The sequence below is a fragment of the Micromonospora sp. NBC_00389 genome, assembly GCF_036059255.1.
Classification (GTDB): Bacteria; Actinomycetota; Actinomycetes; order Mycobacteriales; family Micromonosporaceae; genus Micromonospora.
Genome location: NZ_CP107947.1, coordinates 2,452,871 through 2,479,532 on the forward strand (window position 1 = coordinate 2,452,871; position 26,662 = coordinate 2,479,532).

Here is a 26,662-nt window from a genome sequence, read left to right on the forward strand (position 1 = left end):
TCGGAAGGACCCCCCGTGTCAGAGCAGGTCGCACCGCCCCCCGCGTCCGACGCCGTGCCGCCCCAGCCGGTCGTCGAGACGCCGCCGCCGGCCGAGCCGGAGGCGAAGAAGTCCGGTGCAAAGAAGGCGCTCGGCATCGTCGGCGCGATCCTCGTGTTCGTCGTCATCGCCGGCCTGAAGTTCGGTGTCGGCTCGGCGATCGGCAACTACCTGAACAAGGACGAGACCGCCGACGCCAAGGCTGGCGACTGCATCGCCGAGCTGCCCGAGATCACCGGCACCGAGGAGGAGGAGGTCGACGGCGCCAAGGTCGTGGAGTGCACCTCCACGGACGCGGCGTACAGCGTGGTCGGTCGGGTGGACGGGCAGACCGAGGCCCAGGCCAAGGCCGGCACCGCCTGCGACCAGTACCTGAAGGAAGGCGAAGAGGGTTACGTCTTCTACAACATCGAGCCGGGCAAGACGGGCTACCTGCTGTGCCTGACGAAGAAGGCCTGACCGGAGCACCGACAGACGGCAGCAGCACGAACGACGGCGGCGGGGGAAGCTTCCCCCGCCGCCGTCGGCGTACCCGGGGTCACCGCCGGGCGAACGGGAGGTGAATGCCACTGTTCCCGCGTCTTCCCGGGGGGTGGCGTGGCGTGGCAGGCTACCGGCACGTAGGACCACTGGGCGACCAGCCAACGATGACTGACCGCTAGGAGGACGGCCGATGGGCGAGATGGTGAGCTACCGCAGCAACGGGGGGACGAGCGAGGGGTATCTCGCGATACCCGCCAGCGGCCTGGCCAGCCCCGCCGTCATCGTCATCCAGGAGTGGTGGGGCCTGGTGCCACACATCCGGTCGGTGGCGGACCGGTTCGCCGAGGCCGGCTTCGTCGCCCTCGCCCCGGACTTCTACCACGGTGAGACCACCAGCGAGCCGGACGAGGCGCAGCGGCTGCTGATGGCGATGCGGATGGACGAGGCGGCGAAGGACATCGCCGGCGCGGCCGACTACCTCGCCGGGCGACCGGAGGTCACCGGCAAGGTCGGTGCGGTGGGCTTCTGCGCTGGCGGCAGCCTGGCCCTCTGGTCGGCGACCCTCTCCGAGCGGATCGTCGCCACCGCTGGCTTCTACCCCGTGCTGCCCTGGGAGTCGATGAGCCCCGACTGGGGCGACTACGCCGGCAAGGCCGCCGTCATCCACTGCTCCGAAGAGGACGGCACCTCCGCCGCCGAGGGCGTGCAGACCGCCCGCCAAGCCATCGAGGAGGCCGGCGGCACCTGCCACCTCTACGACTACCCGGGCACCTCGCACGCCTTCTTCAACGACGACCGGCCGGAGGCGTTCGACCAGCGCGCCGCCGCCAGCGCCTTCGCCCGCACCCTGGAACTCTTCCGGGCCAAGCTTGGCTGAGCCGCGTACCCCGGAGCAGGTGGTCGCCCGCGCAGCGCGGGCGACCGACCTGGCCGACCTGGACGCCGCGGTGAGCGACTGTTTCGCCTGCCCCCGCCTGGTCCGGTGGCGGGAGGAGGTGGCCCGCACCCGCCGGGCCGCCTTCCGCGACCAGAAGTACTGGGGCCGCCCGGTCCCGGGTTTCGGCCCCGCCGACCCGCGGATCGCCATCCTCGGGCTGGCGCCCGCCGCGCACGGCGGCAACCGCACCGGCCGGATCTTCACCGGTGACCGCTCGGGTGACGTGCTCTTCGCCGCCCTGCACCGCGCCGGGCTGGCCAACCAGCCGACCAGTGTCGCCGCTGACGACGGGCTGGCCCTGCGGGACACCCGGATCTTCGCGGCCGTCCGGTGCGCGCCGCCGGACAACAAGCCCACCCCGGTCGAGCGGGACACCTGCGCGCCCTGGCTGCACCGCGAGGTCACGCTGATCCGGCCCACCCTGCGCGTCGTGGTCGCGCTCGGTGCGTTCGCGTGGGCCGCGTGGTGGCCGGTGCTGCGCCAGGTGTACGGGCAGCGCCCGCCCAGCCCGCGACCGGCGTTCGGCCATGGGGCACACTGGTCCGGCACGGCCGCACCAGAACTGCTCGGCTGCTACCACGTCAGTCAGCAGAACACCTTCACCGGGCGGCTGACACCAGCGATGCTGGACGATGTCTTCGGTCGGGCCAAGCAGCTGGCCGGAGTGGACTGAGCGCGTGGGGTGGTGGCGATGACGGACGGAACGCGCCCGCCCACGCCGTCCCCGGCCACCGAGGCGGGGGTGCTGCGTCCGGCGGTCGGCCTGCTCCGCCGTTGGTGGCCGGTTGGTGCGGTCGCCGCGCTGCTCGTCGGGGCCACGCTGGCCGCAGCGCACTCGTCGATCGGTGCCAGCCGGATCCCGCCGGTGGAGCAGGTCCCCTGGGTCCCCGAGTACCCGACCGCCGAGCCGCCGCCGTCGATTCCGGTCGAGCCGCGCGACGCCGGCGAGGCCACCCAGGCGCACATCCCGCAGTGGATCGCGACGGTCGCGATGGTGCTGCTCGGGCTGGCCATCCTCGCCGCTCTCGGCTACCTCGGCTGGATCCTGCTGCGGGGCCTCCGCCGCCGCCGGGCCACCCGCGCGCTGCCCGGACAATGGTCCCGGCGTACGGCCGAGGGCACCGCCCGGGAGGTGGTCGCCGCCCTCGACGCCGGCCTGCTGGAGCTCGACGACCGGGACACCGACCCCCGCGTGGCGGTGATCGCCTGCTGGGTACGCCTGGAGGAGGCCGCTGGCGCAGCCGGTGTTTCCCGGCGGGCCGGGGACACCCCCACCGACCTGGTCACCCGTCTGCTGCGCGGCGATCCGGCGGCCGGGGTGCCGGCGATCGTCAGCACCGACGTGCTGGCGGAGTTCGCGCACGTCTACCGCGAAGCCCGGTACGCCACCCGCCCGGTCGACGAGCGCACCCGTGACCAGGCCCGCGCCGCGCTGCGCCGGCTGCGCCACGAACTGGCCACGGTGGCACCCACCTCGGAGGTGCCGGCTTGAGCAGCACCAGCATCGACGACCTGCTCGCCTTCGAGGAGGAGCCGGCGCCGGTCGGCCCGCAGTCGCGTGGCGGTCGGTCCCGACTGGTGCTGCGCTCGCTCGCGATCGCCGCCGCGGTGGTCGTGGTGCTGGTCGTCGGCCTCCGCGGGGTCGGCCTCCAGGTCTCCCTCCCCGTGCTGATCGCCGGGGTGCTCGCCGTGCTGGCGGTCCGCCGGGTCACCGCCCTGCTCGCGCCGCCACCACCGCCGCCAACGGGCGGCCGGGTGGCGACGGGCGAGGATGACGGCAGCTACAACTGGGGAGCCCGGGACGCGCTGCGCGCCGCGATCAACCGCTGGGAGTGGCCGCTCGACTGGTCCACCACGCGACCCGAACGCTTCAGCAGCGTGATCCTGCCCCGGATCGGTGAGTTGGCCGACGAGCGGATGCGCCTGAAACACGGCGTCACCCGTGAAGCGGACCCGGCCCGCGCCCGTGCCCTGCTGGGCGACCGACTGTGGACGTTCCTGGAAAGCCCGCCTCGCCGCCCCCCGTCGCCGCGCGACCTCGCGGTGATCGTCGCCGAACTGGAGAAGATCTCATGAACGACGTGGACCGGAGCTTGCCCGCCGCCGAGGTCGGCCAGCTGGCCCGGGCGGTCCTGGATGCGGTCGGCACCGTCGTGGTCGGCAAGCGGGACGCGTTGGAGCTTGTCCTCGCCGGCATCCTGGCCGGTGGGCACGTCCTGCTGGAGGATCTGCCGGGGCTGGGCAAGACGCTCACCGCGCGCTCCTTCGCCCAGGCGCTCGGGCTGGACTTCCGCCGGCTCCAGTTCACCCCGGACCTGCTCCCCGCCGACGTCACCGGCTCGTTCCTCTACGACCAGCGCAACGGCGACTTCACCTTCCGGGCCGGCCCGATCTTCACGAACCTGCTCCTCGCCGACGAGATCAACCGGACGCCCCCGAAGACCCAGTCCGCGCTGCTCGAAGCGATGCAGGAGAAGCAGGTCTCGGTGGAGGGGGTGACCTACAAGCTGGACGAGCCGTTCCACGTGCTGGCCACCGCCAACCCGATCGAGTACGAGGGCACGTACCCGCTGCCCGAGGCGCAGCTGGACCGCTTCCTGCTCCGGGTCTCCTTCGGCTACCCGGACCACGAGGAGGAGTGGGAGGTGCTCCGCCGCCGGATGAGCCGCCGCCGCGAGGAGGCGGAGATCAAACCGGTGGTCGACGCGGCCACCCTGCGGGCGATGCAGGCCGCACTGGAGGACGTCGTGGTGGAGGACTCCATCGGCCGCTACATCGTGGCGCTCACGGCGGCCACCCGGGAGCACCCGTCGGTGCTGGTCGGCGCCTCGCCGCGTGGCTCGCTGGCGCTGCTGCTGCTGGCCCGCGTCCGCGCGGTGTTCGGCGGCCGGGACTACGTGGTGCCGGAGGACGTCAAGGAAGTGGCGGCGCCCGCGCTGGCCCACCGGATCACCCTGCGCCCGGAGATGTGGCTGCGCCGGGTCGACCCGGCGTTCGTGGTCGGCGAGGTGCTGGAGGCAACCCCCGCGCCGGCCAGCGGCGCACTGCCCAGCTACGCCGCCGGCGGGCCCCGGCGCTGATGACCGGACCGACCGTGCCCGTGCCGCGATCCGCCGAGCCAGAGCCGGCGACCGGTTGGGCACCCACCTGGGCGCTCAGCCGGGCGGTGCTGCTCGCCGGCCTGCTGCTGGTGGCGGGCGTGCTGCTGGGACGGGTCGACCTGATCGTGCTGGCCGCCCCGTTCGCGCTGGGCACCGCGTACGCGCTGCGCCGCCGGCCCACCGCGCTGCCGCAGGTCTGGATCACCCCGGGTGACGACGGGCCGCTGGTCGAGGGCGGCGAGGTGACGGCGGCGGTGAGCGTCGGCAATCCGGACACGGTCGACTACGACCTGGTGGTGGTGCGGTCCCGGGTGTCGCCGTGGCTGCGGATCGAGCGGGCCGGCTTCGCCCGCGACGAGTCGCCCGGCGACGCGACCCCCGACCTGGGTGCGGTACCGACCGGGGGGACGGGCCGCTCCGTCGCCGACCGGCCGTTCGTGACCTCGGTGCCGAGGTCGGAGGCCGTGGACCTGGAACTGGCCGGCCGGGCCCTGCGCTGGGGTCGGCATCCGGTCGGTCCGGCCGGCGCCCGGGTCGCCACGGCGGGTGGCCTGCTGGTCTCCCGGGCGGTGATCACCGAGCCGGTCCGGGTGCGGGTCTATCCGCGGACCGAGCCGTTCGAGGCGGTGGAGGCGATGCCCCGGGCCGCCGGCCTGGTCGGGGCACACCACTCCCGCCGGCCGGGCGAGGGCGGCGAGTTGGCCGGCGTCCGGATCTTCGCCCCCGGTGACCGGCTGCGCCGCATCGACTGGCGGGTCTCACTGCGTGCCCGGCAACTGCACGTGGCGGCCACCCTCTCCGATCGGGACGCGGAGGTGGTGGTGCTGCTCGACGTGCTCGCCGAGGCCGGCCGGTCCGGCGGCGTGGGCGGCGCAGCCTCGGTGCTGGACACCACCGTGCGGGCCACCGCCGCGATCGCCGAGCACTACCTGCACCGGGGCGACCGGGTCTCGCTGCTGGAGTACGGCCCGGCGGCCCGGCGGCTGCGCCCGGCGGCCGGTCGCCGGCAGTACCTGACGGTGCTGGAGTGGCTGCTCGACGTGCGCGCCCAAGCCTCCCAGCACGAGCCGTACGACCAAGTGTTCGGCCCTCAACTGCTCTCGTCGGACGCGTTGGTGGTGGTGCTCACCCCGCTGCTGGACGAGCGGTCGGCACAGATGCTGGCCCGGCTGACCCGCGCCGGGCGGTTCGTGGTGGCGGTCGACACGCTGCCGACCGACCTGACGCCGCCCAAGGACCGGGGCTGGGCCGAGGTGGCGTACCGGCTGTGGCGGCTGGACCGGGAAACCATGATCGGGCAGCTCCGGGAGCACGGGGTGCCCGTGGTGCGCTGGGCCGGCGCCGGCAGCCTGGACCAGGTGCTGCGGGACGTCGCCCGTCTGGCCACCGCCCCGAGGGTTGGTGGCCGGTGAGCGCGAGGAGTGAGGGCGGGCACCCATGATCGACACCGTCACCGGGCGGGTCAGGGCGGCGCAGGACGCCTTCGCCCGGATCAGCCCCGCCCCGCTCATGGTCCGGGCCGGGATCTTCGTCAGTGTGCTGGCCGGGTTCGCGCTGGCGTTCCCCGCCGAGGTGCTGACCGGCCGGCCGCTGCTCTTCATGGCGGTGGCCGCGCTGTTGCCCGCGGTGGGCCCGCGCCGGGTCTGGCCGACCTTCACGGCGCTGGTCACGGTCGGTGGCTGGCTGCTCGCCACCGACGGGTACGGCCGGCCGGTGGCGCTGTGGCGGCTGCTCGCCCTCGCCGCGCTGCTCTACCTGGCGCACACCCTGTGCGCGCTGGCCGCACTGCTGCCCTACGACGGGGTGGTGGACCCAGAGCTGATCACCCGCTGGTTGCTGCGGGCGGCCGCGGTGCTGCTGGGTACCGCCGTGCTGGGGGTGCTGCTGTTGCAGGTCGCCAGCCTGGGCGGGGACAGCGGCCACCAGTGGGCCACCGTGCTGGGGCTGCTGGTGGCGGTGGGAACGGCCGGGTTGCTCGGCTGGCTGCTACGCCGCAGGTAAACCGGACGTACGACCGGGTTACCCAGGTCACAGGGGTTGTGCTCCGTCACAGAAGGGGGGCGCGAGCGGGATTACCTGAGCCGCTCGGGGAAAGATAGATGACGTGAATCCGAAGCGGATCCTTGTGGTGGGTGCCGGGCACGTCGGTCTCTATGCCGCCCTGCGCCTGTCGAAGAAGCTCAGCTCCCGTGAGGCTGAGGTCATCGTGGTGGACCCCCAGCCGCACATGACGTACCAGCCGTTCCTGCCCGAGGCCGCGGCGGGCAACATCTCCCCCCGGCACTCCGTGGTGCCGCTGCGGCGGGAGTTGCGTCGGTGCACGGTGGTGGCCGGCACGGTCACCCGTGTCGAGCACGACCGCAAGGTGGCCACCGTGCAGCCGATCGCCGGCCCGGTCCGGGAGATCGCGTACGACCACGTGATCGTGGCCCCCGGTTCGGTGTCGCGGACGCTGCCGATCCCCGGCCTGCACGAGCACGGCATCGGGTTCAAGACCATCGGTGAGGCGATCTACCTCCGCAACCACGTGCTGGACCGACTGGACGTGGCGGCCGTCACCCCGGACCCGGAGGTCCGCCGTTCGGCGCTGACGTTCACCTTCGTCGGTGGTGGCTACGCCGGCATCGAGGCGCTCGCCGAGATGGAGGACATGGCCCGCGACGCCATGCGCTACTACCCGGAGCTCAAGCCGGAGGACATGCGCTGGGTGCTGGTCGAGGCCACCCAGCGGGTGCTGCCCGAGGTGGACCGGGACATGGGCGCCTACACGGTGCAGCAGCTGCTCAAGCGGAACATGGACATCCGGCTGGACACCCGGCTGGAGTCCTGCGTCGACGGGGTGGTCAAGCTCTCCGACGGTGACAGCTTCCGCTCCGACACGATCGTCTGGACGGCCGGCGTGAAGCCGTCGCCGATGTTGGACGCCACCGACTTCCCGCGCGACGACCGTCGGCGGGTCACCTGCCTGCCGACCCTCCAGGTGGTCGACGGTGACCGGGTGATCGAGGGCGCGTGGAGCGCCGGTGACTGCGCAGCGGTGCCCGACCTGACCAAGGAGCCGGGCAACTACTGCTCGCCGAGCGCCCAGCACGCGGTCCGCCAGGCCGCCCAGATGGCCGACAACATCGCGGCGGTGATCCGAGGCCGCGAGCCGGTCAACTACAAGCACAAGCACGTCGGCAGCGTGGCCAGCCTCGGCCTGCACAAGGGCGTCGCCCAGGTGTACGGGATCAAGATGACCGGCTGGCCGGCCTGGTTCATGCACCGGACGTACCACATGAGCCGGATCCCGTCGTTCAACCGCAAGGTCCGGGTGGTGGTGGACTGGTCGCTGGCGTTCTTCCTGAAGCGCGAGGTGGTCGCCCTGGGCCAGCTGCACGACCCGCGCGAGGAGTTCGTCGAGGCGTCCCAGCCGGTTGGCGCCCCCCGCGTCTGACCCGATCGACGAACAGGGCCCCCGCCGCACCGTTCCTGGTGCCGCGAGGGGCCCTGTTCGACGTCCGGGTCAGACCCGCCAGGTCCAGGCGTCGGCGATCCGGGTGGCCGGGCCGTAGAGCTGCTCCAGGGTGGCGCGCAGGCTCTCCACGTGTGGGGCGTCGTCGGCCAGCGCCACGCAGGACGCGCCCCAGAAGTCCGCGTCCCGGGCTGCCTGCCGGCGCTGCTCGTCACCGATGGGCGGCTGGTCGCCGCGTCGGGCCACGTCCGCCAGCAGCGCGGAGGTGGGCTGCTTGAAGGTGCCCATCGCCGCGGTGCCGCCCCGGCCGTACGGGCCGATGAAGAACCCCTCGGGCAGACCGAAGCCGGCGTCGGCGGCGGCCGCCCACCGCATCGGCCACGGCTCCTTGGGAGTGGGCAGCGGCACCGGGACCAGCACCCCGCCGGGGCGGACACACTGCCGCCAGTGCCCGCCGGTGATGAACTCCGGCAGGGCGGGTCGTGCGGCGGTCGGCAGGGGGGCCGGGAAGATCGGCAGCAGCGCCGCGACGACGGCCAGCGGCACCAGCCGCCGGGCCCGACCGGTGCTCCGCAGTGCCCGGTCGACCGCAAGCACCAGCAGCGTCGCGACGATCGGGAGCAGCGCCAGGCCGAACCGCATCGGCAGGGCGCCGTCCACCACCGGCAGCCCGGCCAGCAGGGCGTACGGGCCGGGCAGCGCGGTCCGGGTGCCGCCGAGCACCACCTCCGGGCCGAGCGAGAGCGCGCCCATCGCCAGGGCGGCTGCCACGCACGCGAGCACCAGCCGGCGCCGCCCAGCCCAGATCGCGCTGGCCACGGCGACCAGCAGCAGCGGCCAGCCGAGGAACGTGTTGTACTCGGCCGGGCCGGTGGTCAGCCGGGCGGATTCGTCGCTGCCGGCCACCGACAGTGGGGAGACCGTCCACCAGCTGCTCAGGTCGGCCGAGAAGTAGTCGGGGCTGAACATCCCGTCGGCGACTCCCTGCGGCCCGGCGAACTGGAACCACAGCGGATACCCCAGCACCAGCAGGGCCAGCCCGGCGGCGATGGCCAGCCCGCCGGCGAACGCGGGCAGCGCCCGCCGGGCAAGGTCCCGGTCCGCCATGGCGTAGCTGACCGCCATCACCAGCAGCGTGACGGCGGCGAGGAAGAGCACCTCCTCGCCGATGAAGACCTGCGCGGTGACGGCGGCGGCCAGCCCGGCCGCGGAGCTGAAGATCCGCCGCCGGTCCAGCCCTGCGGGCCGGGCGCGGTCGGTCCCGCCGTGGGTGGCGGGCGACGTGGGCTTCGGGTCGGACGCTCGCAGTAGCCGGATCACCAGCCAGACGATCACCGGCACCAGCCATTGGGCGGTCATGTGCAGGTGGCTGTTGGTCTGCGAGATCATGCCCGGGCCGAACCCGCATAGCCCTCCGCCGAGCGCGGCGGCGAGCCGGCGGGCGTGCAGCGTCCGGTGGAACAGCAGGTACCAGGCGACGGCGGTGCCGGCCAGGTTGGCGGCGGCGAGCAGCGCGAAGGTGACCGGCGCGCCGAGCAGCAGGGTGATCGGTGCGCAGACGATGCCGAGCGCGATGACCGTGGTGTTGGCCATCATGTTGACCCCGTCGGGGGCGTTGAGCCGGTCGGTGAGCAGGCTGAAGTCGCCGAGGAGCGCTCGCGCGTCGACCGCCAGGAACCACTCGTAGAGGGCCTGGTCCTCGGGGTTGAGCGCCATGACCCGCCCGCCCGGGTCGGGCCACAGGCCGTGGGTCAGCCAGCCGGCCAGGACAGTGCAGATCAAGGCGACCAGCAGGTCCGCCCGGTGCCGGCGGACGGCGGCCAGCAGCCGGACGGCCCAGGCGAGGCGGTTGATCTGATCGGAGCGGCGGAATGCCTGCTCAGGGGCGGCGTCGGGGGCCGTGGGGGCTGCGCTGCTCACGCCATCGACCCTAGTGCGGGCTGGCCGGCGGGGTACGCCGGGTCGCCAACGACCCGCTACGGTGACACTGCACCGTGCGTGTCGGCGCGCCGGTGCCACCCGCCCGGGTGGTGGAACGGCAGACACGGCCGCCTTAAAAGCGGCTGCCGCAAGGCGTGCGGGTTCGACCCCCGCCCCGGGCACCAGCCGCCACGGGCCGCATTCCCATTCGTGATCACCAGGAGTTGGCCGGGCCGTTTACTCTTGGAGGGCACGTTCACGTGCAAACGACCCCCTGAGGGAGGCCAGACAGTGAAGACCTCGAACCCGGTGCTCGCCCGGCTCGGCCAGGCGGCCGAGCGGGAGCGTTCCGCCGGGTACGCACCGACCGGGCCGTACGGACAGCCCGGCATTCCCCAGCAGTACCCGTCCCAGGCCGGTTACCCGGCAGCGCCGCCCGCCGTGGCGCCCATGACCGTCGACGACGTGGTCGTCAAGACTGTCGCCCTGCTCGGCATCCTCGGCATCTCCGCCGCGGCCGCCTGGGTGCTCGTGCCCGACTCGCTGGTCGGTGCCGCCTGGATCGGCGCGGCGGTGGTCGGCCTGGTGCTTGGCCTGATCATCTCGTTCTCCCGGATGGCCAACCCGGCGCTGGTCATCACGTACGCGGTCGTCGAGGGTGTCTTCGTCGGCATGGTCAGCAAGGCGTTCGAGTCGGCGTTCGACGGCATCGTGCTGCAGGCCGCCTCGGCGAGCTTCGGCATCTTCTTCCTGATGGCGATCCTGTACCGGGCGAAGGTCATCCGGGCCACCCCGGCCTTCGTCAAGGGCATGATCGCGGTGATGACCGGCCTCTTCGCGGTCATGCTGATCAACCTGGTGCTGGCCCTGTTCGGCGTCAACACCGGCCTGCGTGACGGCAGCCCGCTGGCCATCGGCTTCAGCCTGGTCTGCATCGTGGTCGCGTCGCTGAGCTTCGTGCTCAGCTTCAAGGAGATCGAGGACGGCGTCCGGATGGGCCTGCCCCAGCGCTACTCCTGGACGGCCGCCTTCGGCATCCTGGTCAGCCTGGTCTGGCTCTACATCGAGATCCTGCGCCTGCTGAGCTACTTCCAGGGCGACGACTGACCTCGTCCGCGCTGCTGACCGGCGCCCGCTCCCGCTTCTGTGGGGGCGGGCGCCGTCGTCTGTACCGGGCGCGCTGTTTGGCCGCCGTCGCCGGCCGGCCCGGGGCAGAGTGACTGCGAGGGGGTACGCGGGCAGAGGAGGCGGCGGTGCGCAGCAACAACCCGGTGCTCAACCGGCTGGACGAGACCGGCCGGGTGGAGGCCCGGGTGCTCGGCACCCGCGACGTCGAGGCGATGACCGTCGACGACGTGGTGGTCCGCACGGTCGGGTTGCTGCTCGTCACCGTCGTGGCTGCGGCGGTGTCCTGGGCGGTGGTGCCGGAGGCGGCCTGGCTGCCCGCCGCGCTGGCCGGCAGCGCTCTCGCCTCGATCGTGCTGGTTCTGGTCATCTCGCTGCGCGGGATCACCAACCCGGTACCGATCGTCGCCTACGCCGTGCTCCAGGGGCTGCTGCTGGGGGTGGCCAGCCGCGCCTTCGAGCTGATCTATCCGGGCATCGTGGCGCAGGCGGTGGCCGGCACCTTCGGCGTCTTCCTCGGCATGGCGGCGCTGTACCGGGCCCGGGTGATCCGGGCGACGCCCCGGCTGGCCCGCCTGGTGATCGGCACACTGCTCGGCATCGCCGTGCTCAGCGTGGTCAACCTGGTGTCGTACCTGGTCTCCGGGCGCCCGGGGTTGGCGACCTACAGCGCCAGCGGGGAGGTCGGCTGGCTGGCGTACGCCTTCTCGGTGGTGGCCATCATCGCTGGCGCGTTCAGCTTCATCCTCGACTTCGACCTCGTCGAGCGTTCGGTGCGCGACGGTCGACCCCGTCGGTACGCGTGGTTGAGCGCGTTCGGCCTGATCACCGGGTTGGTTTTCCTCTACTGGCAGCTGCTGCGGCTGCTCAGCTATCTGCGTCGCTGACCGGCCCGGCGAGACGCGGCCGGTGCCGGCCGTAGACTCGGTGGCGATGAGCGCAGCGGAGTTGGATCAGGCCGTGCAGTCGCTGGTCCGTCAGATCGGGCACTGGCAGCAGCCCCGTTGGGCGGCGGTCGCGACCACCGGCAACGTGCCCCGCGCCGACCTGGTGCACCGACTCGTGCAGGAGATCGCCAACCTGACCGCCGACGCCGAGGGTGAGCCCCGCCGGGTGGTGCCTCGGCTGGACAACGACCTGGCCCTGCCGGATCAGTTGCGGGTGGTGGCGGCGGATCTGATCGCCGCCGGGCCGGGTGCCGAGGCGCTGGCCCGGGCCGCCGCCGAGGTGACGGCGACCCGCGGCGCGCTCTGACGTCGGCTCAGTTGAGCCGCTCCAGCACCATGGCCATGCCCTGGCCGCCACCGACGCACATGGTCTCCAGACCGATGGTCTTGTCGTGCCACTCCAGCGCGTTGAGCAGGGTGCCGGTGATCCGGGCGCCGGTCATGCCGAACGGGTGGCCGACCGCGATGGCGCCGCCCATCACGTTCAGCTTCTCCTCCGGGATGCCCAGCTGCCGGTAGGAGGGGATGACCTGCGCGGCGAACGCCTCGTTGATCTCGACCAGGTCGACGTCGTCGATGGTCATGCCGGCCCGCCGCAGCGCCTGCCGGGACGCCTCGACCGGTCCGAGGCCCATGATCTCCGGCGAGAGTGCGGTCACGCCGGTGGAGACGATCCGGGCCAGCGGGGTCAGCCCGAGCTCCTCGGCCCGCTGGGCGCTCATCACCACGACGGCGGCGGCGCCGTCGTTGAGCGGGCAGCAGTTGCCGGCGGTGATCCGGCCGTCCGGGCGGAACACCGGCTTCAGGCCGGTGACGGCATCGAGGGTCACGCCGGCACGCGGGCCGTCGTCGGTGCTCACCACGGTGCCGTCCGGCGTGGTGACCGGGGTGATCTCCCGGGCCCAGAAGCCGTCGGCGATGGCCTTCTCGGCGAGATTCTGACTCCGGACGCCGAACTCGTCCATGTCGGCGCGGGTGACGTCGTACACCTGGGCGAGGTTTTCCGCGGTCTGCCCCATGGTCAGGTAGATGTCCGGCAGCTCGCCGGACTCGCGGGGGTCGGTCCACACCTCGGCGCCGCCCTGGGCGCGGCTCTTCGAGCGCTCACCGGCGGCCGCGAAGCGCGGGTTCTCCCAGCCGCCGCCGACCAGCGCCTGCGCCTGAGGGGGAAGCCCGTCGGAGCTGCCCCGGGCGTAGCGGGAGACCATCTCCACGCCGGCGGAGATGAACACGTCGCCCTCGCCGGCGCGGATCGCGTGCATGGCCATCCGGGTGGTCTGCAACGAGGAGGCGCAGTAGCGGGTCAGCGTTGCGCCGGGCACAGTGTCCAGCCCGAGCAGGGTGGCCACCACCCGGCCCATGTTGAAGCCCTGCTCGCCGCCGGGCAGGCCGCACCCGAGGTAGAGGTCGTCGATCGTGGTCGGGTCGAGCTGGGGGATCTTGTCCAGGGCGGCCTGGACGATGGTCGCGGCGAGGTCGTCGGAGCGGACGTCGCGCAGGGACCCCTTGTGCGCCCGGCCGATGGGGGAGCGGGCGGTGGCGACGATGACGGCGTCGCGGGACGACTCAATCGGCATGGAACCACGTTAACCCGCCGGTAACTTGGCGCGGAAGAAGCCCGCCCGGCGGGAAATGTCACCCCGGACCGGGCGGGTCTAGCGCCGGGAGGCGACCGCCGCCGCTGCCGCGACGGCGGGCAGCAGGGCGTGCGCCCACACCCGGTAGCCGTCGGCGGAGGGGTGGAAGCCGTCGTGACAGAGCGTCCCCGCGTCGGCCCGGAACACCGGCCCGGTCTCGGTGGCCAGGTCGACCACCGTGCCGCCGGCGTCCAGCACGGCCGTGGTCTGGGCGTGGGCCACCCGCCGCCCGGACCAGCCGACCAGCTGGCGCAGCGGAGGCGCGATGGCCCGCACGGCGCCGAGGTCGGGGCAGGTGCCCACCACCACCTCGACCCGCGCCTCGCGCAACCGGTGCACCGCCGCGCCGAGATACGCCGCCGCGTCGGCGGGCCGGCGCAGCCCGGTGGCGTCGTTCGCACCGATCAGGATCAGCGCCACGTCGGGCCGCTCGCCGAGCAGGGCCCGCGCCACCTGGGTGGACAGGTCCGTCGAGCGGGACCCGGCGACGCCGACGCTGGACAGGTGTACCCGCCGGCCGGCCGGCCCCTCGGCCAGCAGGTTGGCCACCTGCCCGCCGATGGTGTCGTCGAGCCGGTCGACGCCCACGCCCAGCGCCGACGAGTCGCCGAGCAGCACCAGCCGTAGAGGCGGCGCGCCAGCCCGGCCGATCGTGGCCCGCAGGGCCAGCCCCAGCTCCGGCTGGGCGTAGCGCCGGTGCCGGGCGACGAACGCCTCGCCGGCCAGGACGGCCGCGCCGCCCACGGTGCCGGCGAGCAGCGAGAGCGCCGCCGCCCGACCCAGTCGGCCCGGGAAACCGGCGGTCACGCCCCGCTCGCTGCGCTCGTTCATGCCAGTCCCTCCACTGTCGAAGTGTCCGGGGCGGACCCGCGCTGCGGCACCGCACCGACACCGAAGAACGCCCGGCGGCGCAGTTGCGCCCACCGACCGGCCGGCCCTCGGTCGCGGCCCCGGACCTGCGTGCCGCTGACCTCCGTGCCGGCGTGCCGGGCCGCCTCCTGCGCGGCCTCCGGCAGCGACCGTACGCCCTCGCCCGGCACCGGTGCGACCCGTCGTTCCTGCCCCGCGCCGAGCGCGGAGATCATCGTCGGCAGCAGCGCGGCGGCGGCCACCGCGTACCCCTCGGCGGAGGGATGGAACCGGTCCCAGGCGAACATCCGCGTCGGTTCGGCGGCGAAGCGGGGGCCGAGCAGGTCACCGAGGGAGACCGTCCAGCCGCCGGCCTCGACGACGGCCACCGTCTGGGCGGCGGCGAGTTGCCGGCTCCACCGGTGCGCCAGCCACCGCAGCGGGGGCTGGATCGGGCGGATCGCGCCCAGGTCGGGGCAGGTGCCGACGACCACCTCGCAGCCGGCGTCGCGCAGCGTGTGGACCGCCTCGACCAGGTAGCGCACGGCCAGCCCGCGCGGGGTGCGGTTGGTGATGTCGTTGCCGCCGATGAGGATCACCGCGATGTCGGGCTGACACTCCAGCGCGGCCTCCACCTGGTGCCGGAGCGCCGACGAGATGGCTCCGACCACCGCGTAACGGTGCAGCCGCACCGGCCGTTGCAGCCGGCGGCACAGGCCGGTGGCGAGCAGGGCGCCGGGCGTCTCCCGGCGGCGGTGCACCCCGTAGCCGGCGGCCGACGAGTCGCCGAGCACGACCATGGTGAGCGCGGGGCCGGGGAACTTGGCGCCGTACACCCCGTCGCAGCGCGGCGGCGGCGCCTCGGCCGTCGGGATGGTGCGCCGCGCCTGGCGGGCCTGCCCGAGCAGCACGCCGCCGGTCGCGACCACGGCCGCCGCGGTGGCGCCCGTGCCGATGGCCGCCAGGCGGGCGACCCGCCGGGCGTGCCGCCAGCGCGGACCAACGGGTACGACGGAACCATCCACCCCCATACCGCGAGATTATCGCGCCGGTCCGACACGGCGCTGTCGTCGTGACGGCTCGCGGGTGCCTGGAAATCGACGCGACGGGGTACCTGACCGGGGGAGGCCGGCCGACTTGCGCCGACCCGCCACGCTGATCCGGCGGAGAGGAGCGCGACGATGGGGAAGACACTGAAGCGCAGCGCGGCATTCACGGCCCTGGCCCGAGCACTGGCGGCCGGGGCACGGGGTGGGCCCTCGTTGGGCGCCCGATTGGCGGCGCTGCCCCGGATGATCAGGGCCACCACCCGGGGGCAGTACGACGGAGGCCTCCGGCTGGCCCTGATGACCGCGGCGACGGCGTACATCGTCTCGCCGATCGATCTGCTCCCGGAGATCCCACTGGCGATCTTCGGGCTGGCCGACGACGCGGTCATGATCACCTGGTTGGCCGGCAGCGTGCTCGCCGAGACCGACCGCTTCCTGGAGTGGGAGGCGCGTCGCGACTCGGTCATCCCCGGAGGGGTGGTGCCCTGACGCCACGTACCCTGGGCGGCGAGGAAACGTCTGCCCGGCCGCCGTTGCCGGCGCCGCAACGAAGGGCACACCGTGCAGTACTACGACAACGTCGTCGACATGATCGGCAACACCCCGCTGGTACGTCTGCGTAACGTCACCGAGGGCATCCAGGCCACCGTGCTCGCCAAGGTCGAGTACGTCAACCCGGGCGGCTCGGTGAAGGACCGGATCGCGCTGCGGATGGTGGAGGACGCCGAGGCCGCCGGCCTGCTCAAGCCCGGCGGCACCATCGTCGAGCCGACCAGCGGCAACACCGGCGTCGGGCTGGCCCTGGTGGCCCAGCTCAAGGGCTACCACTGCGTCTTCGTCTGCCCCGACAAGGTCAGCCAGGACAAGCAGGACGTGCTCCGGGCGTACGGCGCCGAGGTGGTGGTCTGCCCGACCGCGGTGGCCCCGGAGGACCCGCGCTCGTACTACAACGTCTCCGACCGACTGACCCGGGAGATCCCCGGCGCCTGGAAGCCCAACCAGTACAGCAACCCGGCCAACCCGCGCTCGCACTACGAGACGACCGGCCCGGAGCTGTGGAAGCAGACCGAAGGTGGGCTCACCCACTTCGTGGCGGGCGTCGGCACCGGCGGCACCATCTCCGGCATCGGCCGGTACCTCAAGGAGGCCTCCGAGGGGCGGGTGCGGGTCGTCGGGGCCGACCCGGAGGGCTCGGTCTACTCCGGCGGTACCGGCCGGCCGTACCTGGTGGAGGGCGTCGGCGAGGACTTCTGGCCGGAGACCTACGACCGGGGCGTCGCCGACGAGATCGTCGAGGTCTCCGACAAGGCGTCCTTCGAGATGACCCGGCGGTTGGCCCGCGAGGAGGGGCTGCTGGTCGGCGGCTCCTGCGGGATGGCGGTGGTCGCCGCGCTGGAGGTGGCGCGCAGGGCCGGCCCGGACGACGTGGTGGTCGTGCTGCTGCCGGACGGCGGCCGGGGCTACCTCTCGAAGATCTTCAACGACTCGTGGATGGCCCGGTACGGGTTCCTCGACAACTCCGGCACCGAGCCGACGGTGGCCGACGCGCTGTCCGGCAAGCCGGGCGGGCTGCCCGAGCTGGTGCACGTGCACCCGACCGAGACGGTCCGGGACGCGATCGACTACATGCGTGAGTACGGCGTCTCGCAGTTGCCGGTGCTCAAGGCCGAGCCGCCGGTGGTGACCGGCGAGGTGGCCGGCTCGATCGCCGAGCGGGACCTGCTCGACGCGCTGTTCACCGGTCAGGCCCACCTGCACGACACCATCGAGCGGCACATGGGCGACCCGCTGCCGATGATCGGTGGCGGTCAGCCGGTCAGCGAGGCCGTCGGCCTGCTGGAGAAGTCCGACGCCGCGCTGGTCCTCGTCGACGGCAAGCCCAAGGGCGTGCTCACCCGCCAGGACCTCCTCGCTCACCTCGGCGCCCACTGAGCCGAAGGGACCTCCCACCCAGACCGGGGCCCCTGTTGACATCCCGGCCGCCAAGCACCCACCGGGTGCCCGGCGGCCGGGGTTGTCAGGCGCGCAGCTCGGTGGGGACGGCGACGACGTCGACGAACGCGCCCTTGCGCAACACGGTCACCGGCAGCCGGGCTCCGATGGCCGGGCCGAGCATCAACCGCTGCAACCCCTGACCGTCGACCACCGCTCGTCCGCCGGCGCTGAGGATGATGTCGCCCAGGTAGAGCCCGGCCATGCCGGCCGGGCTGCCCGGTACCACCTCCACCACGCGCAGCCCGCGCCGTTGACCGGTACGCGCCTTCACGTCCGGCGGCAGTGGCACGGGTATGCCAGCCACACCGAGCCAGGCACGGCGGACCCGGCCGGCGGCGGTCAGCTCGGCGATGATCTGGCGGGTGGTGGCGTTGATCGGTACGGCGAGCCCCAGCCCGTAGCCGGCGACGGCGGTGTTGACCCCGATCACCCGGCCGGCCGAGTCGGCGAGCGCGCCGCCAGAGTTGCCCGGGTTCAGCGCCGCGTCGGTCTGGATGACGTCCTCGATGAGCCGGGTGACCCGCCCGTCGCGGGCCGGTAGTGAACGGCCCAGCCCGGAGACCACGCCGGCGGTGACCGACCCGGCCAGGCCCATCGGATTGCCGACGGCCACCACCAACTGGCCGATCCGCAGCCCGTCGGCGTCGCCCAGCTCCACCGGCGGCACGGTGGTCTCCTCGACCTGCAGCACGGCGAGGTCGGAGAGCGGATCGCTGCCCACGACCCGGAACGGAGTCTCGGTGCCGTCGCCGAACGCCGCCGTGCCGCCGGCGGCACCCTGGACCACGTGTGCGCTGGTCAGCAGCAGGCCGTCGGTGCCCACGGTGACCGCGGAGCCGGCGCCGGCCCCGCGCGGGGTCTGGACCGCCAGGGCGGCCACGCTGGGCAGCACCCGGGCCGCCACGGTCGTGACCACCCGGGAGTACGCGTCCAGCGCGGCCTCCTCGGCAGCGTCGGACCTGGTGTGATCGGTGTCCATGTCGGGGCCAACGCCGCCCGTCGCTCCGGCATGCCCCGATCCGCCGACAGCGAACACCGACCGGCGCCGCCTCGACAGGTGCCGTTCCTTACGCGAGCAGGGGGCGGCTGTAGCGGAGTTGGGGGGTGGGGGCGGTGCCGATGTACTCGTCGCGTTGCGTGCCCGTGGGGGTCCACCCGCCGCGCTGGTAGAAGTCACGGGCGTGGGCGTTGTCCCGGAGCACCCAGAGCACCGCTCGCCGCCAGCCCCGGGCCCGCATGGCGTCCAGCGCGTCCACCATCAGCGCGCGGCCGACACCCCGGCCCTGCTCGGCCGGGTCCAGGTGGATGGCGTTCAGCAGCCCGGTCGTCGGGTCGTCCTCGTCGTCCGGGCCCAGGTAGCTGAACCCGACCAGCCTCCCCGCGCGTTCCGCCACGGTCAGGCGGTGGGTGTCCCGCTCCCAGCTCCACCGCTCGGTCCAGTAGCGGCCCATCGCCTCCTGCGTCGGGTCGGCCAGCGCCCCGGCCGGAAGGAACGAGGAGTACGCGGCGACCCGGGAACGCTGGTGCAGGGCACCCACCCCCATCAGGTCGTCACCGGTGGCGGGGCGGAGCGTGACGGTCACCCGGCCGAGGCTACCCGGCGCGGCGGGAGCTGCACCGTGGTCAGGTCCTCGGCGATGATCAGGTCACCGTCGAAGTGTGCGCGGGCCTCGTCGTGGAAACGGCGCGGGTCGCCGTACCGCTGGGAGAAGTGGGTGAGCACCAGCCGGCGTACCCCGGACTCGGTCGCCACCCGGGCGGCCTGTCCCGCGGTCAGGTGACCGACCTCGGCGGCGAGCGCGGCCTCCGACTCCAGGAAGGTCGACTCGATGACCAGCAGGTCGGCGTGCTCGGCGAGGGCGTACACCCCGTCGCAGAGACCGGTGTCCATCACGAAGGCGAACCGCTGCCCCGGCCGGGGCACGCTCACCTCGTCCCGGGTGACGCGGCGCCCGTCGAGGTCCAGGTGCCCGACCCGGATCAGCTCGCCGACGGCCGGCCCGGTGATGTCGTACGCGGCCAGCTTCTCCGGCAGCATCCGGCAGCCGTCCGGCTCGATCAGCCGGTAGCCGTACGTCTCGATGGGGTGCTGCAGCCGGCGGGCCTCCAGCGTGCCGCAGCGCAGGGTGATCCGCTGCCCGTCGGCCTCGATGGGCTCGACCCGCAGCTCGGCGGTCTCGTAGAAGGAGGTGGCGTGCCGCAGCCGGGCGAAGTATTCGGCGCCGCCGGCCGGAAAGTGCACGGCGACCGGGTGCGCCACCCGGTCCAGGGAGAGTCGCTGGATGGTGCCGGGCAGGCCGAGGCAGTGATCGCCGTGGAAATGGGTGACGCAGATCCGGGTCAGGTCGGTGGCGGTGACCGTGGTGTGCAGGAGTTGCCGCTGGCTGCCCTCGCCCGGGTCGAAGAGGATCACCTCGTCGTCCCAGCGCAGCACGTACCCGTTGTGGTTGCGCCGCCGTGTCGGGGCCTGGCTGGCCGTCCCGAGCACCACCAGCTCGCGCATCGACACGGTGATCTCCTCCGGCTGAGCTGACCGGCCCGGCCTCGCCGGCAGATGGAGCGACCCCCGGGGTTTTCCGCGCTCGTGCGCGGGCCGGCTGGACTGGGCCGGCGCCCCGGGGGTCGGGTGGCTGTCGTGGATTCGCCGCACCGCTGCCACACGGTCTCGACGTTGTTGCTTGTGCCCGCCTCGCGGCGGACCGATCACTGTCGAGGACAGCGGCTAGCGGACAGCCACCTCACGAGTCCGATTGCTATACAAGTCTGGACCACCTCCCTTCACGTGTACCGCCACGCTATCGAGTCCCCGCTGGGCTCGGCAACGGATTTCGATCACACGGTCAGACGGGAATGCCCGGCCGCCTTTTTCGGCGGCCGGGCATCGAGGTCGTGCAGGGTGGGCGGTTGGTCAGCCCGCGGTACGGGCCACGCCGACCGGGCAGCTCAGCCCGTTCGGGCCGTGGTTGCAGTACCCGTTCGGGTTCTTCGTCGGCGCAAGGTACTGCTGGTGATAGTCCTCGGCGAAGTAGTAGCTGCCGAGCGGGGCGATCTCGGTGGTGATCTCACCCTTGCCGGCCCGCGTCACGATCGGCTGGAACGCGTCCCGGGACGACTCAGCGATGGCCCGCTGCTCGTCGGTGGTGGTGTAGATGGCCGACCGGTACTGGGTGCCCACGTCGTTGCCCTGGCGCATGCCCTGGGTCGGGTCGTGGTTCTCCCAGAACACCTTCAGCAGGTCCTCATAAGTGATCTTGCTCGGGTCGTAGACCACCTGGACGACCTCGGCGTGCCCGGTCCGGCCGGAGCACGTCTCCTCGTACGTCGGGTTCCGCGTGCTGCCACCCGCGTAGCCGGCGGAGGTGGTGAAGACCCCGGGCAGGGTCCAGAACAGCCGCTCGGCGCCCCAGAAACAGCCCATACCGAAGACGGCGACCTGGAGGCCCTCCGGGAACGGGCCCTTCAACGGGGTGCCCAGCACCTCGTGTCGGTCGGCGACCGGCATCGCGATCGGGCGGCCCGGCAGGGCCTGGTCGGGAGTGGGCAGCTCAGCCTTGGACTGGCGAAGGAACACGGTGGAACTCCTCTCGTACCTCTGCCGCATGCAACGCCGGCGGGCCCTTGTTCCTTACCCGCCTGGCCGGCAGTCAGGCCGCCGGTCGGGGCGGGGGCGGCAGCGCGTCGGCCACCCGTACCGCGATGTCCCGGGCGTCCTGGTCAGTCGGGTAGCGGGTACGCGGCCAGAAGAACCCGCGCAGCCCGTCCCCCTTGGTCCGGGGCACGACGTGGGTGTGCAGGTGCGGCACGGATTGGGACACCTTGTTGTTCATCGCCACGAACGTCCCACCGGCTCCCAGACCGGTCTCCACCGCCACTGCCAGCCGCTGAACGAGCGCGAAGTAGCCCGGCAGCAGATCGGCCGGCAGTTGGGCCAGGGTCACCAGATGGACCCGGGGCACCACCAGCACGTGCCCCGCGAAGACCGGGCGGGTGTCCAGGAAAGCCACCCCGTCCGGCTCGTCGGCCACCCGGAACGCGGGCACCTCGCCGGCCACGATCCCGCAGAACACGCACCCGTTCATCGGCCCAGGCTATGCCGACTGCCCGGCTCCGCCACGGCCCGCGGGGCGGGGCACTAGCCTCACCAGAATGAACCACGGCTTCGAGACGCTCGCCATCCACGCCGGTCAGGACCCTGAGGCCCGCACCGGCGCGGTGATCCCACCGATCTACCAGACCAGCACCTACGCCCAGGACGCCGTCGGCGCGCCCCGGCTCGGATACGAGTACAGCCGTTCCGGCAACCCGACCCGCGACGCGCTCCAGGAATGCCTGGCCGCGCTGGAGGGCGGGCCGGTCGGGCTCGCCTTCGCCAGCGGCCTGGCAGCCGAGGACACCCTGCTGCGGGCCGTCTGCCAGCCGGGCGACCACGTGGTCATCCCGGACGACGCGTACGGCGGCACCTACCGGCTCTTCGCCCGGGTCGCCCAGCGTTGGGGCCTGGAGTTCACCCCGGCCAAGGTCTCCGACCCGGCCGCGATCCGGGCCGCCGTGCAGCCCGGCCGGACGAAGATCGTCTGGGTGGAGACGCCGACCAACCCGCTGCTCGGCATCGCCGACATCGCCGCCCTGGCCGGCGTCGCGCACGACGCGGGCGCGTTGCTGGTGGTCGACAACACCTTCGCCTCGCCGTACCTGCAGCAGCCGATCGCGCACGGCGCGGACGTGGTGGTGCACTCCACCACGAAGTACATCGGTGGGCACTCCGACGTGGTGGGTGGCGCGCTCGTCGTCGCCGACGCCGCGCTCGGCGAGGAGTTGCGTTACCACCAGAACGCGATGGGCGCGATCAACGGCCCGTTCGACGCCTGGCTCACTCTGCGCGGCATCAAGACCCTCGGGGTACGGATGGACCGGCACTGCGACAACGCCGAGCGGCTCGCCGCGTACCTGGACGGGCATGCCAAGGTGACCGAGGTGATCTACCCCGGGCTGCCCTCGCACCCCGGCCACGAGGTGGCCGCCAAGCAGATGCGCCGGTTCGGCGGCATGATCTCCTTCCGTGCGTCAGGCGGCGAGGACCACGCTGTGGAGATCTGCAACCGGGCCAAGCTCTTCGTTCTCGCCGAGTCGCTGGGCGGGGTGGAATCCCTGATCGAGCACCCCGGCCGGATGACACATGCAAGTGCTGCCGGCTCGCCGCTTGAAGTTCCCGGGGATCTCGTGCGACTGTCTGTCGGCATCGAGACGGTCGACGACCTGCTTGCCGATTTGGAGCAGGCACTGGGCTGACCGCTGGGGAGGATGGCCGTGCAGGACATCATGGCGACCTGGGTCGGGGCGACCGCCAAGCAGATCGCCCGGGGCGTACGCCGAGGCGATGTCTCGGCCACTCAGGTCGTCGCTGACCACCTCGAATACATCGCGCGGGCCGACGGCGAGCTGGGCGCGTTCCGCGCCGTGCGCGGCGGCGAGGCGATCACCGAGGCGGAGAAGGTCGACGAGCAGGAGGATCTGGCCAACCTGCCGCTGGCCGGGGTGCCGGTGGCGGTCAAGGAGAACACTCCGGTCGCCGGCCTGCCGACCTGGAACGGGTCGGCAGCGGTGCGCACCAGCGTCGCGGAGGCCGATCACGAGGTGGTCCGACGGCTGCGCGGCGCCGGCGCGGTGATCCTCGGGGTGACCCGGATGCCCGAACTGGGGCTGTGGGCGCTCACGGACGACGACAGCGCGGTGACCCGCAACCCGTGGGACAGCGCGCGTACCCCCGGCGGCTCCTCCGGCGGCGCGGCTGCCGCGGTGGCCGCCGGGCTGGTGCCGATCGCGCACGGCAACGACGGCCTCGGCTCGATCCGGATCCCGGCGGCCTGCTGCGGCCTGGTCGGGCTCAAGCCCGGCCGGGGTGTGGTCCCGTGCCAGCTCGGGGCGGACGACTGGTTCGGTCTGACCGAGCACGGCATGCTGACCAGCACGGTCGCGGACGCGGCGGTCGGCTTCTCGGTGCTCGCCGGTCGGCGGCCGGAGAAGCTGGTCCCGCCGCAGCGGCTCCGGGTGGGCGTCTCGCTGCGCTCCCCGGTGCGCGGTGTCTCGCCGGACGCGCCCAACCGGGACGCGGTCGCCGCCGCCGGCCGACTGCTCGCCGCCGCCGGGCACGACACCGTGCCGGCCGATCCGGTCTACCCCACCGCGCTCGGCCTGCAGGGCATCGCCACCTGGTTTGCCGCCGCCGCCGCCGACGTCCGGGCCGCTGGGCTGAACCGGCGCGACCTGCAGCGGCGCAGCCGGCGGCACGTCGCGCTGGGCGAGTGGGCCCAGCGCCGCGGCTACGTCCGGGAGGCCGACCGGGCCGCCTGGCGGGAGCGGTCGATCGACTTCTTCACCGACCACTCGGTCGACCTGCTGCTCACCCCGGCGCTGGCCAGCGCGCCGCCGGAGGCCGCGCGCTGGTCCGACCGGTCCTGGCGGGCGAACATGTCGGCCAACATCCGGTACGCCCCGTTCGCGGCTCCGTGGAACATCGCCGGTCTGCCGGCCATCGTGGTGCCGGTGGGCCGCCGCCCGGACGGGCTGCCGGTCGCCGTGCAGCTGGTCGGTCCGCCCGGCTCGGAGCTGCTGCTGCTCGGCGTGGCCGGCCAGTTCGAGATGGCCGCCCCGTGGTCGAGGCACGCCCCCGGCTACCCCCAGGTCGGAACGGGGTCGCCGGCCGCTGCATGATCGTCTACGGTGTGCGCGCATCGTCGCGCGGACCGGGGGACACCAATGCGCTGCCAGACCTGCGGGGACCCCAGGTCCCCCGAGCACAACGACTGCCCGCGTTGCCACACCCCGCTGGGCCAGCCCGCCGTCACTCCGGGGTTAGCGACCTACCGGGTACGCGGGATCGGCCTGGCTGCCGCCATCGCGGTCGGTGCGACCGCTGTCCTGTTCCTGGCGGTGGCGCTCTCCCCGCTGCTGGGCATGGCGATGGCCCGGCAGGCCCGGGCCGACGGCGACCCGGATCTGCTGCTCGGCGCGCTCATCGTCACCGTGGTGGCGGCGCTGCCCATGGCGGTGGCGTACCTTGCCGCCGCCGTACTGGTGATCATCTGGACCTGGCGGGCGCGGAAGAACACCGACGCGTTCCCGGGCGCGCTGCCAACGCTCGGGGCCGGCTGGGCGATCGCCGGCTGGCTGGTGCCGTTCGCGAGCTTCGTGGTGCCGGCCCGCGTGGTGGCCAACGTGGCCCGGGACAGCCTCTGGCGGCGGCGCACCCCGGCCCTGGTTTTCCTGTGGTGGACCGCCTGGCTGGTGTTCAGCATCGGTGAGCGAGTCGTCAGCCGCCTCGACAGTCAGGCGTACGACAAGCTGCCGGAGACCCCCTTCAACGACGCCGGCTACCAGGCGCACATCGACTACTACCGGGACTCCCTGCTCCGGTACTCGGTGCCCGGGGTGGCCTGCGTGATCGCCGCGGTCGCGCTGATCGTGCTGATCCAGCGGATCTCCACCGAGCAGGAGGCCCGCATCGCCCGCGCGCTGCCGGTCTGGCCGACCGCTCCGGTCTGGCCGGCTGCTCAGGGTTGGCCGGCTGGGTCGGTCTCGGGTGGGCATGCCGCTGGCGGCGCCATGCCGTCGCCCTCTGCGCCGGGCGGGGAGCCACCGGCCGGTTCGGGTGCGCCGGTGGCGCCCGCACTCACGCCGACCACCGTGAGCCCTCAGGTGGGCCCGGAGGCCCCGTCGGGCCCGGAGGCGCAGTCCCGGGATTGATCTACTCCGGATCGCTGATATCGCGCTATCTGGGCGAGGTTGATCCCGCGATTTCGGGGATGTCGAGTGGATCAACCCGGTGCACGGGGACGGCGCTCCCGCCGACCCCGGTGTCGCCGCAGGGTGCGGCGCGCGCGGGTGGCACGATCGGGGCATGACGGAACTGGTCGGTCTCGACGATGTTCGGGCTGCGCGGGAACTGCTCGCCGGCGTTGTCCGGACCACCCCGCTGGAGCCCTCCCGGCCGCTGAGTGCGGCACTCGGCGGGCCGACCTGGCTGAAGTGCGAGAACCTGCAGCGGGCGGGCTCGTACAAGGTGCGCGGCGCGTACGTGCGGATTTCCCGACTGTCGGCGGCGGAGCGGGAGCGCGGCGTGGTGGCGGCGAGCGCGGGCAACCACGCGCAGGGGGTGGCGCTGGCCGCTGGCCTGGTCGGCACGCACGCCACGGTCTTCATGCCGATCAACGCGCCGCTGCCGAAGGTGGCCGCCACCAAGGGGTACGGCGCGCAGGTCGAGCTGGCCGGCAACACCGTCGACGAGTCGCTGGTCGCCGCACACACGTACGCCGAGCGCACCGGGGCGGTGCTGATCCACCCGTTCGATCACGCGGACGTGATCGCCGGCCAGGGCACCGTGGCGCTGGAGATCCTCGAACAGTGCCCGGACGTGCGGACCATCATCACCGGGGTGGGCGGCGGTGGTCTGATCTCGGGCATGGCGGTGGCAGCCAAGGCGTTGCGGCCGGACGTCCGCATCATCGGTGTGCAGGCGGCCGGCGCGGCGGCCTTCCCGCCCTCACTGGTGGCCGGGGAACCGGTCCGGCTGCCCGCCTTCTCCACCATCGCGGACGGCATCGCGGTCGGCCGGCCCGGGGAGATCACCTTCAACCACGTCCGCAAGCTGGTCGACGAGATCGTCACGGTCTCCGAGGAGGACATCTCCCGCGCCCTGCTGATGCTGTTGGAGCGGGGCAAGCAGGTGGTCGAGCCGGCCGGCGCGGTCGGCGTTGCCGCGCTGCTGGCCGGTGTGGTGGAGGTGGAGGCCCCGGTGGTCGCGGTGCTCTCCGGCGGCAACATCGACCCGCTGCTCCTGCTGCGGGTGATCGAGCACGGTCTGGCCGCCGCGGGTCGCTACCTGCGAGTGACGGTGCGCTGCTCGGACCGGCCCGGGCAGCTCGCCTCGCTGCTCAGCCAGATCGCCGAGCACCGGGCCAACGTGGTGGACGTGGAGCACCAGCGGGCCAACCCGCACCTGAGCCTCGGCGAGGTGGAGGTGGCGCTGTCGGTGGAGACCCGGGGGGTGGAGCACTCCGACACGCTGATCAGCGCGCTACGGGCCAGCGGCTACCAGGTGGTCTTCGCCGCCGAGGCGTGACACTGCTG

The 26,662-nt window shown here is 73.2% G+C and carries 27 protein-coding genes and 1 tRNA gene; 19 read left to right on the top strand and 9 right to left on the bottom strand.

Features of this window, described 5'->3' with window-relative positions:
• The first annotated feature begins 15 nt into the window (after nucleotides 1-15).
• From OG470_RS11800 to OG470_RS11840, 9 genes are all read left to right on the top strand, one after another.
• The gene (locus OG470_RS11800; RefSeq protein WP_328423593.1) at nucleotides 16-498 is read left to right on the top strand and encodes an LppU/SCO3897 family protein; all 483 of its coding nucleotides are present in this window, start codon (nucleotides 16-18) and stop codon (nucleotides 496-498) included.
• Between the two features lie 214 nt (nucleotides 499-712).
• Nucleotides 713-1,399 (top strand): dienelactone hydrolase family protein, encoded by a 687-nt coding sequence (locus tag OG470_RS11805; protein ID WP_328423595.1) that lies wholly within the window; start codon nucleotides 713-715, stop codon nucleotides 1,397-1,399.
• Complete coding sequence (locus OG470_RS11810) at nucleotides 1,392-2,132, top strand: uracil-DNA glycosylase (protein WP_442931100.1); 741 nt, start codon at nucleotides 1,392-1,394, stop codon at nucleotides 2,130-2,132. Before OG470_RS11805 ends, OG470_RS11810 begins: the two co-directional genes overlap by 8 nt.
• A gap of 18 nt (nucleotides 2,133-2,150) precedes the next feature.
• Complete coding sequence (locus OG470_RS11815; RefSeq protein WP_328423597.1) at nucleotides 2,151-2,951, top strand: DUF4129 domain-containing protein; 801 nt, start codon at nucleotides 2,151-2,153, stop codon at nucleotides 2,949-2,951.
• On the top strand, nucleotides 2,948-3,535 hold the full coding sequence (locus OG470_RS11820; protein WP_328423599.1) for a hypothetical protein: 588 nt from the start codon (nucleotides 2,948-2,950) through the stop codon (nucleotides 3,533-3,535). Before OG470_RS11815 ends, OG470_RS11820 begins: the two co-directional genes overlap by 4 nt.
• Complete coding sequence (locus OG470_RS11825; RefSeq protein ID WP_328423601.1) at nucleotides 3,532-4,539, top strand: AAA family ATPase; 1,008 nt, start codon at nucleotides 3,532-3,534, stop codon at nucleotides 4,537-4,539. Before OG470_RS11820 ends, OG470_RS11825 begins: the two co-directional genes overlap by 4 nt.
• Nucleotides 4,539-5,972: a DUF58 domain-containing protein gene (locus OG470_RS11830; protein ID WP_328423603.1), complete on the top strand. Its 1,434-nt coding sequence runs from the start codon at nucleotides 4,539-4,541 to the stop codon at nucleotides 5,970-5,972. The genes OG470_RS11825 and OG470_RS11830 overlap by 1 nt, the downstream gene beginning before the upstream one ends.
• A gap of 28 nt (nucleotides 5,973-6,000) precedes the next feature.
• Nucleotides 6,001-6,561 (top strand): hypothetical protein, encoded by a 561-nt coding sequence (locus OG470_RS11835; protein ID WP_442931190.1) that lies wholly within the window; start codon nucleotides 6,001-6,003, stop codon nucleotides 6,559-6,561.
• 103 nt (nucleotides 6,562-6,664) lie between these two features.
• Nucleotides 6,665-7,996: an NAD(P)/FAD-dependent oxidoreductase gene (locus OG470_RS11840; RefSeq protein WP_328423607.1), complete on the top strand. Its 1,332-nt coding sequence runs from the start codon at nucleotides 6,665-6,667 to the stop codon at nucleotides 7,994-7,996.
• Nucleotides 7,997-8,065: 69 nt separating this feature from the next.
• Here the strand turns inward: OG470_RS11840 and OG470_RS11845 are convergent, their stop codons facing one another.
• Nucleotides 8,066-9,934: a hypothetical protein gene (locus tag OG470_RS11845; RefSeq protein WP_328423609.1), complete on the bottom strand. Its 1,869-nt coding sequence runs from the start codon at nucleotides 9,932-9,934 to the stop codon at nucleotides 8,066-8,068.
• Nucleotides 9,935-10,035: 101 nt separating this feature from the next.
• Here OG470_RS11845 and OG470_RS11850 point away from each other — a divergent pair.
• From OG470_RS11850 to OG470_RS11865, 4 genes are all read left to right on the top strand, one after another.
• Nucleotides 10,036-10,119: transfer RNA gene (locus tag OG470_RS11850), tRNA-Leu, on the top strand.
• 106 nt (nucleotides 10,120-10,225) lie between these two features.
• The gene (locus OG470_RS11855; RefSeq protein ID WP_328423611.1) at nucleotides 10,226-11,041 is read left to right on the top strand and encodes a Bax inhibitor-1/YccA family protein; all 816 of its coding nucleotides are present in this window, start codon (nucleotides 10,226-10,228) and stop codon (nucleotides 11,039-11,041) included.
• A gap of 146 nt (nucleotides 11,042-11,187) precedes the next feature.
• Nucleotides 11,188-11,946: a Bax inhibitor-1/YccA family protein gene (locus OG470_RS11860; protein ID WP_328423613.1), complete on the top strand. Its 759-nt coding sequence runs from the start codon at nucleotides 11,188-11,190 to the stop codon at nucleotides 11,944-11,946.
• Between the two features lie 46 nt (nucleotides 11,947-11,992).
• Entirely contained in the window at nucleotides 11,993-12,313 is a 321-nt protein-coding gene (locus OG470_RS11865; protein ID WP_328423615.1) for a hypothetical protein, read from the top strand.
• 7 nt (nucleotides 12,314-12,320) lie between these two features.
• Here the strand turns inward: OG470_RS11865 and OG470_RS11870 are convergent, their stop codons facing one another.
• The 3 genes from OG470_RS11870 to OG470_RS11880 all read right to left on the bottom strand — a co-directional run bounded on the left by OG470_RS11870 (nucleotide 12,321) and on the right by OG470_RS11880 (nucleotide 15,523).
• On the bottom strand, nucleotides 12,321-13,583 hold the full coding sequence (locus OG470_RS11870) for an acetyl-CoA C-acetyltransferase (protein WP_328423617.1): 1,263 nt from the start codon (nucleotides 13,581-13,583) through the stop codon (nucleotides 12,321-12,323).
• A gap of 78 nt (nucleotides 13,584-13,661) precedes the next feature.
• Nucleotides 13,662-14,450: an SGNH/GDSL hydrolase family protein gene (locus tag OG470_RS11875; protein ID WP_442931191.1), complete on the bottom strand. Its 789-nt coding sequence runs from the start codon at nucleotides 14,448-14,450 to the stop codon at nucleotides 13,662-13,664.
• Between the two features lie 20 nt (nucleotides 14,451-14,470).
• Nucleotides 14,471-15,523, bottom strand: coding sequence for an SGNH/GDSL hydrolase family protein (locus OG470_RS11880; RefSeq protein ID WP_442931102.1), 1,053 nt, complete (start codon nucleotides 15,521-15,523; stop codon nucleotides 14,471-14,473).
• 150 nt (nucleotides 15,524-15,673) lie between these two features.
• On the opposite strand from OG470_RS11880, the gene OG470_RS11885 reads away from it, so the two are divergent.
• Together OG470_RS11885 and OG470_RS11890 are read left to right on the top strand one after the other, a co-directional pair.
• Nucleotides 15,674-16,030 (top strand): YkvA family protein, encoded by a 357-nt coding sequence (locus OG470_RS11885; protein WP_328423619.1) that lies wholly within the window; start codon nucleotides 15,674-15,676, stop codon nucleotides 16,028-16,030.
• Between the two features lie 72 nt (nucleotides 16,031-16,102).
• Nucleotides 16,103-17,473 (top strand): cystathionine beta-synthase, encoded by a 1,371-nt coding sequence (locus OG470_RS11890; protein WP_328423621.1) that lies wholly within the window; start codon nucleotides 16,103-16,105, stop codon nucleotides 17,471-17,473.
• A gap of 85 nt (nucleotides 17,474-17,558) precedes the next feature.
• Here OG470_RS11890 and OG470_RS11895 read toward each other — a convergent pair whose 3' ends face one another.
• From OG470_RS11895 to OG470_RS11915, 5 genes are all read right to left on the bottom strand, one after another.
• Nucleotides 17,559-18,515 (bottom strand): S1C family serine protease, encoded by a 957-nt coding sequence (locus OG470_RS11895; protein WP_328423623.1) that lies wholly within the window; start codon nucleotides 18,513-18,515, stop codon nucleotides 17,559-17,561.
• An 88-nt stretch (nucleotides 18,516-18,603) separates the two neighbouring features.
• Nucleotides 18,604-19,119 carry a GNAT family N-acetyltransferase gene (locus OG470_RS11900; RefSeq protein ID WP_328423625.1) on the bottom strand — a complete coding sequence of 172 codons (516 nt, stop codon included), beginning with the start codon at nucleotides 19,117-19,119 and terminating at the stop codon, nucleotides 18,604-18,606.
• Nucleotides 19,116-20,045, bottom strand: coding sequence for a ribonuclease Z (locus OG470_RS11905; RefSeq protein WP_328423627.1), 930 nt, complete (start codon nucleotides 20,043-20,045; stop codon nucleotides 19,116-19,118). Before OG470_RS11905 ends, OG470_RS11900 begins: the two co-directional genes overlap by 4 nt.
• Nucleotides 20,046-20,444: 399 nt before the next feature.
• On the bottom strand, nucleotides 20,445-21,107 hold the full coding sequence (gene msrA / locus OG470_RS11910; protein ID WP_328423629.1) for a peptide-methionine (S)-S-oxide reductase MsrA: 663 nt from the start codon (nucleotides 21,105-21,107) through the stop codon (nucleotides 20,445-20,447).
• Nucleotides 21,108-21,180: 73 nt separating this feature from the next.
• Nucleotides 21,181-21,615 carry an HIT family protein gene (locus tag OG470_RS11915; protein WP_328423631.1) on the bottom strand — a complete coding sequence of 145 codons (435 nt, stop codon included), beginning with the start codon at nucleotides 21,613-21,615 and terminating at the stop codon, nucleotides 21,181-21,183.
• Nucleotides 21,616-21,682: 67 nt separating this feature from the next.
• Here OG470_RS11915 and OG470_RS11920 point away from each other — a divergent pair, with 67 nt between their 5' ends.
• The 4 genes from OG470_RS11920 to ilvA all read left to right on the top strand — a co-directional run bounded on the left by OG470_RS11920 (nucleotide 21,683) and on the right by ilvA (nucleotide 26,654).
• Nucleotides 21,683-22,825, top strand: coding sequence for a cystathionine gamma-synthase (locus OG470_RS11920; protein WP_328423633.1), 1,143 nt, complete (start codon nucleotides 21,683-21,685; stop codon nucleotides 22,823-22,825).
• A gap of 12 nt (nucleotides 22,826-22,837) precedes the next feature.
• Nucleotides 22,838-24,247, top strand: coding sequence for an amidase (locus OG470_RS11925; RefSeq protein WP_328423635.1), 1,410 nt, complete (start codon nucleotides 22,838-22,840; stop codon nucleotides 24,245-24,247).
• A 45-nt stretch (nucleotides 24,248-24,292) separates the two neighbouring features.
• Nucleotides 24,293-25,279 carry a DUF4328 domain-containing protein gene (locus tag OG470_RS11930; protein ID WP_328423637.1) on the top strand — a complete coding sequence of 329 codons (987 nt, stop codon included), beginning with the start codon at nucleotides 24,293-24,295 and terminating at the stop codon, nucleotides 25,277-25,279.
• Nucleotides 25,280-25,433: 154 nt separating this feature from the next.
• Nucleotides 25,434-26,654, top strand: coding sequence for a threonine ammonia-lyase (gene ilvA / locus OG470_RS11935; protein WP_328423639.1), 1,221 nt, complete (start codon nucleotides 25,434-25,436; stop codon nucleotides 26,652-26,654).
• Nucleotides 26,655-26,662: the final 8 nt, after the last annotated feature.

What these genes read in the sequence shown, in the direction of transcription:
- OG470_RS11805 (WP_328423595.1), top strand. Translation starts at nt 713, where the DNA reads ATGGGCGAGATGGTGAGCTACCGCAGCAACGGGGGGACGAGCGAGGGG.
- OG470_RS11815 (WP_328423597.1), top strand. Translation starts at nt 2,151, where the DNA reads ATGACGGACGGAACGCGCCCGCCCACGCCGTCCCCGGCCACCGAGGCG.
- OG470_RS11825 (WP_328423601.1), top strand. Translation starts at nt 3,532, where the DNA reads ATGAACGACGTGGACCGGAGCTTGCCCGCCGCCGAGGTCGGCCAGCTG.
- OG470_RS11830 (WP_328423603.1), top strand. Translation starts at nt 4,539, where the DNA reads ATGACCGGACCGACCGTGCCCGTGCCGCGATCCGCCGAGCCAGAGCCG.
- OG470_RS11865 (WP_328423615.1), top strand. Translation starts at nt 11,993, where the DNA reads ATGAGCGCAGCGGAGTTGGATCAGGCCGTGCAGTCGCTGGTCCGTCAG.
- OG470_RS11870 (WP_328423617.1), bottom strand. Translation starts at nt 13,583, where the DNA reads ATGCCGATTGAGTCGTCCCGCGACGCCGTCATCGTCGCCACCGCCCGC.
- OG470_RS11880 (WP_442931102.1), bottom strand. Translation starts at nt 15,523, where the DNA reads ATGGGGGTGGATGGTTCCGTCGTACCCGTTGGTCCGCGCTGGCGGCAC.
- OG470_RS11885 (WP_328423619.1), top strand. Translation starts at nt 15,674, where the DNA reads ATGGGGAAGACACTGAAGCGCAGCGCGGCATTCACGGCCCTGGCCCGA.
- OG470_RS11895 (WP_328423623.1), bottom strand. Translation starts at nt 18,515, where the DNA reads ATGGACACCGATCACACCAGGTCCGACGCTGCCGAGGAGGCCGCGCTG.
- OG470_RS11915 (WP_328423631.1), bottom strand. Translation starts at nt 21,615, where the DNA reads ATGAACGGGTGCGTGTTCTGCGGGATCGTGGCCGGCGAGGTGCCCGCG.
- OG470_RS11920 (WP_328423633.1), top strand. Translation starts at nt 21,683, where the DNA reads ATGAACCACGGCTTCGAGACGCTCGCCATCCACGCCGGTCAGGACCCT.
- OG470_RS11925 (WP_328423635.1), top strand. Translation starts at nt 22,838, where the DNA reads ATGGCCGTGCAGGACATCATGGCGACCTGGGTCGGGGCGACCGCCAAG.
- OG470_RS11930 (WP_328423637.1), top strand. Translation starts at nt 24,293, where the DNA reads ATGCGCTGCCAGACCTGCGGGGACCCCAGGTCCCCCGAGCACAACGAC.
- ilvA (WP_328423639.1), top strand. Translation starts at nt 25,434, where the DNA reads ATGACGGAACTGGTCGGTCTCGACGATGTTCGGGCTGCGCGGGAACTG.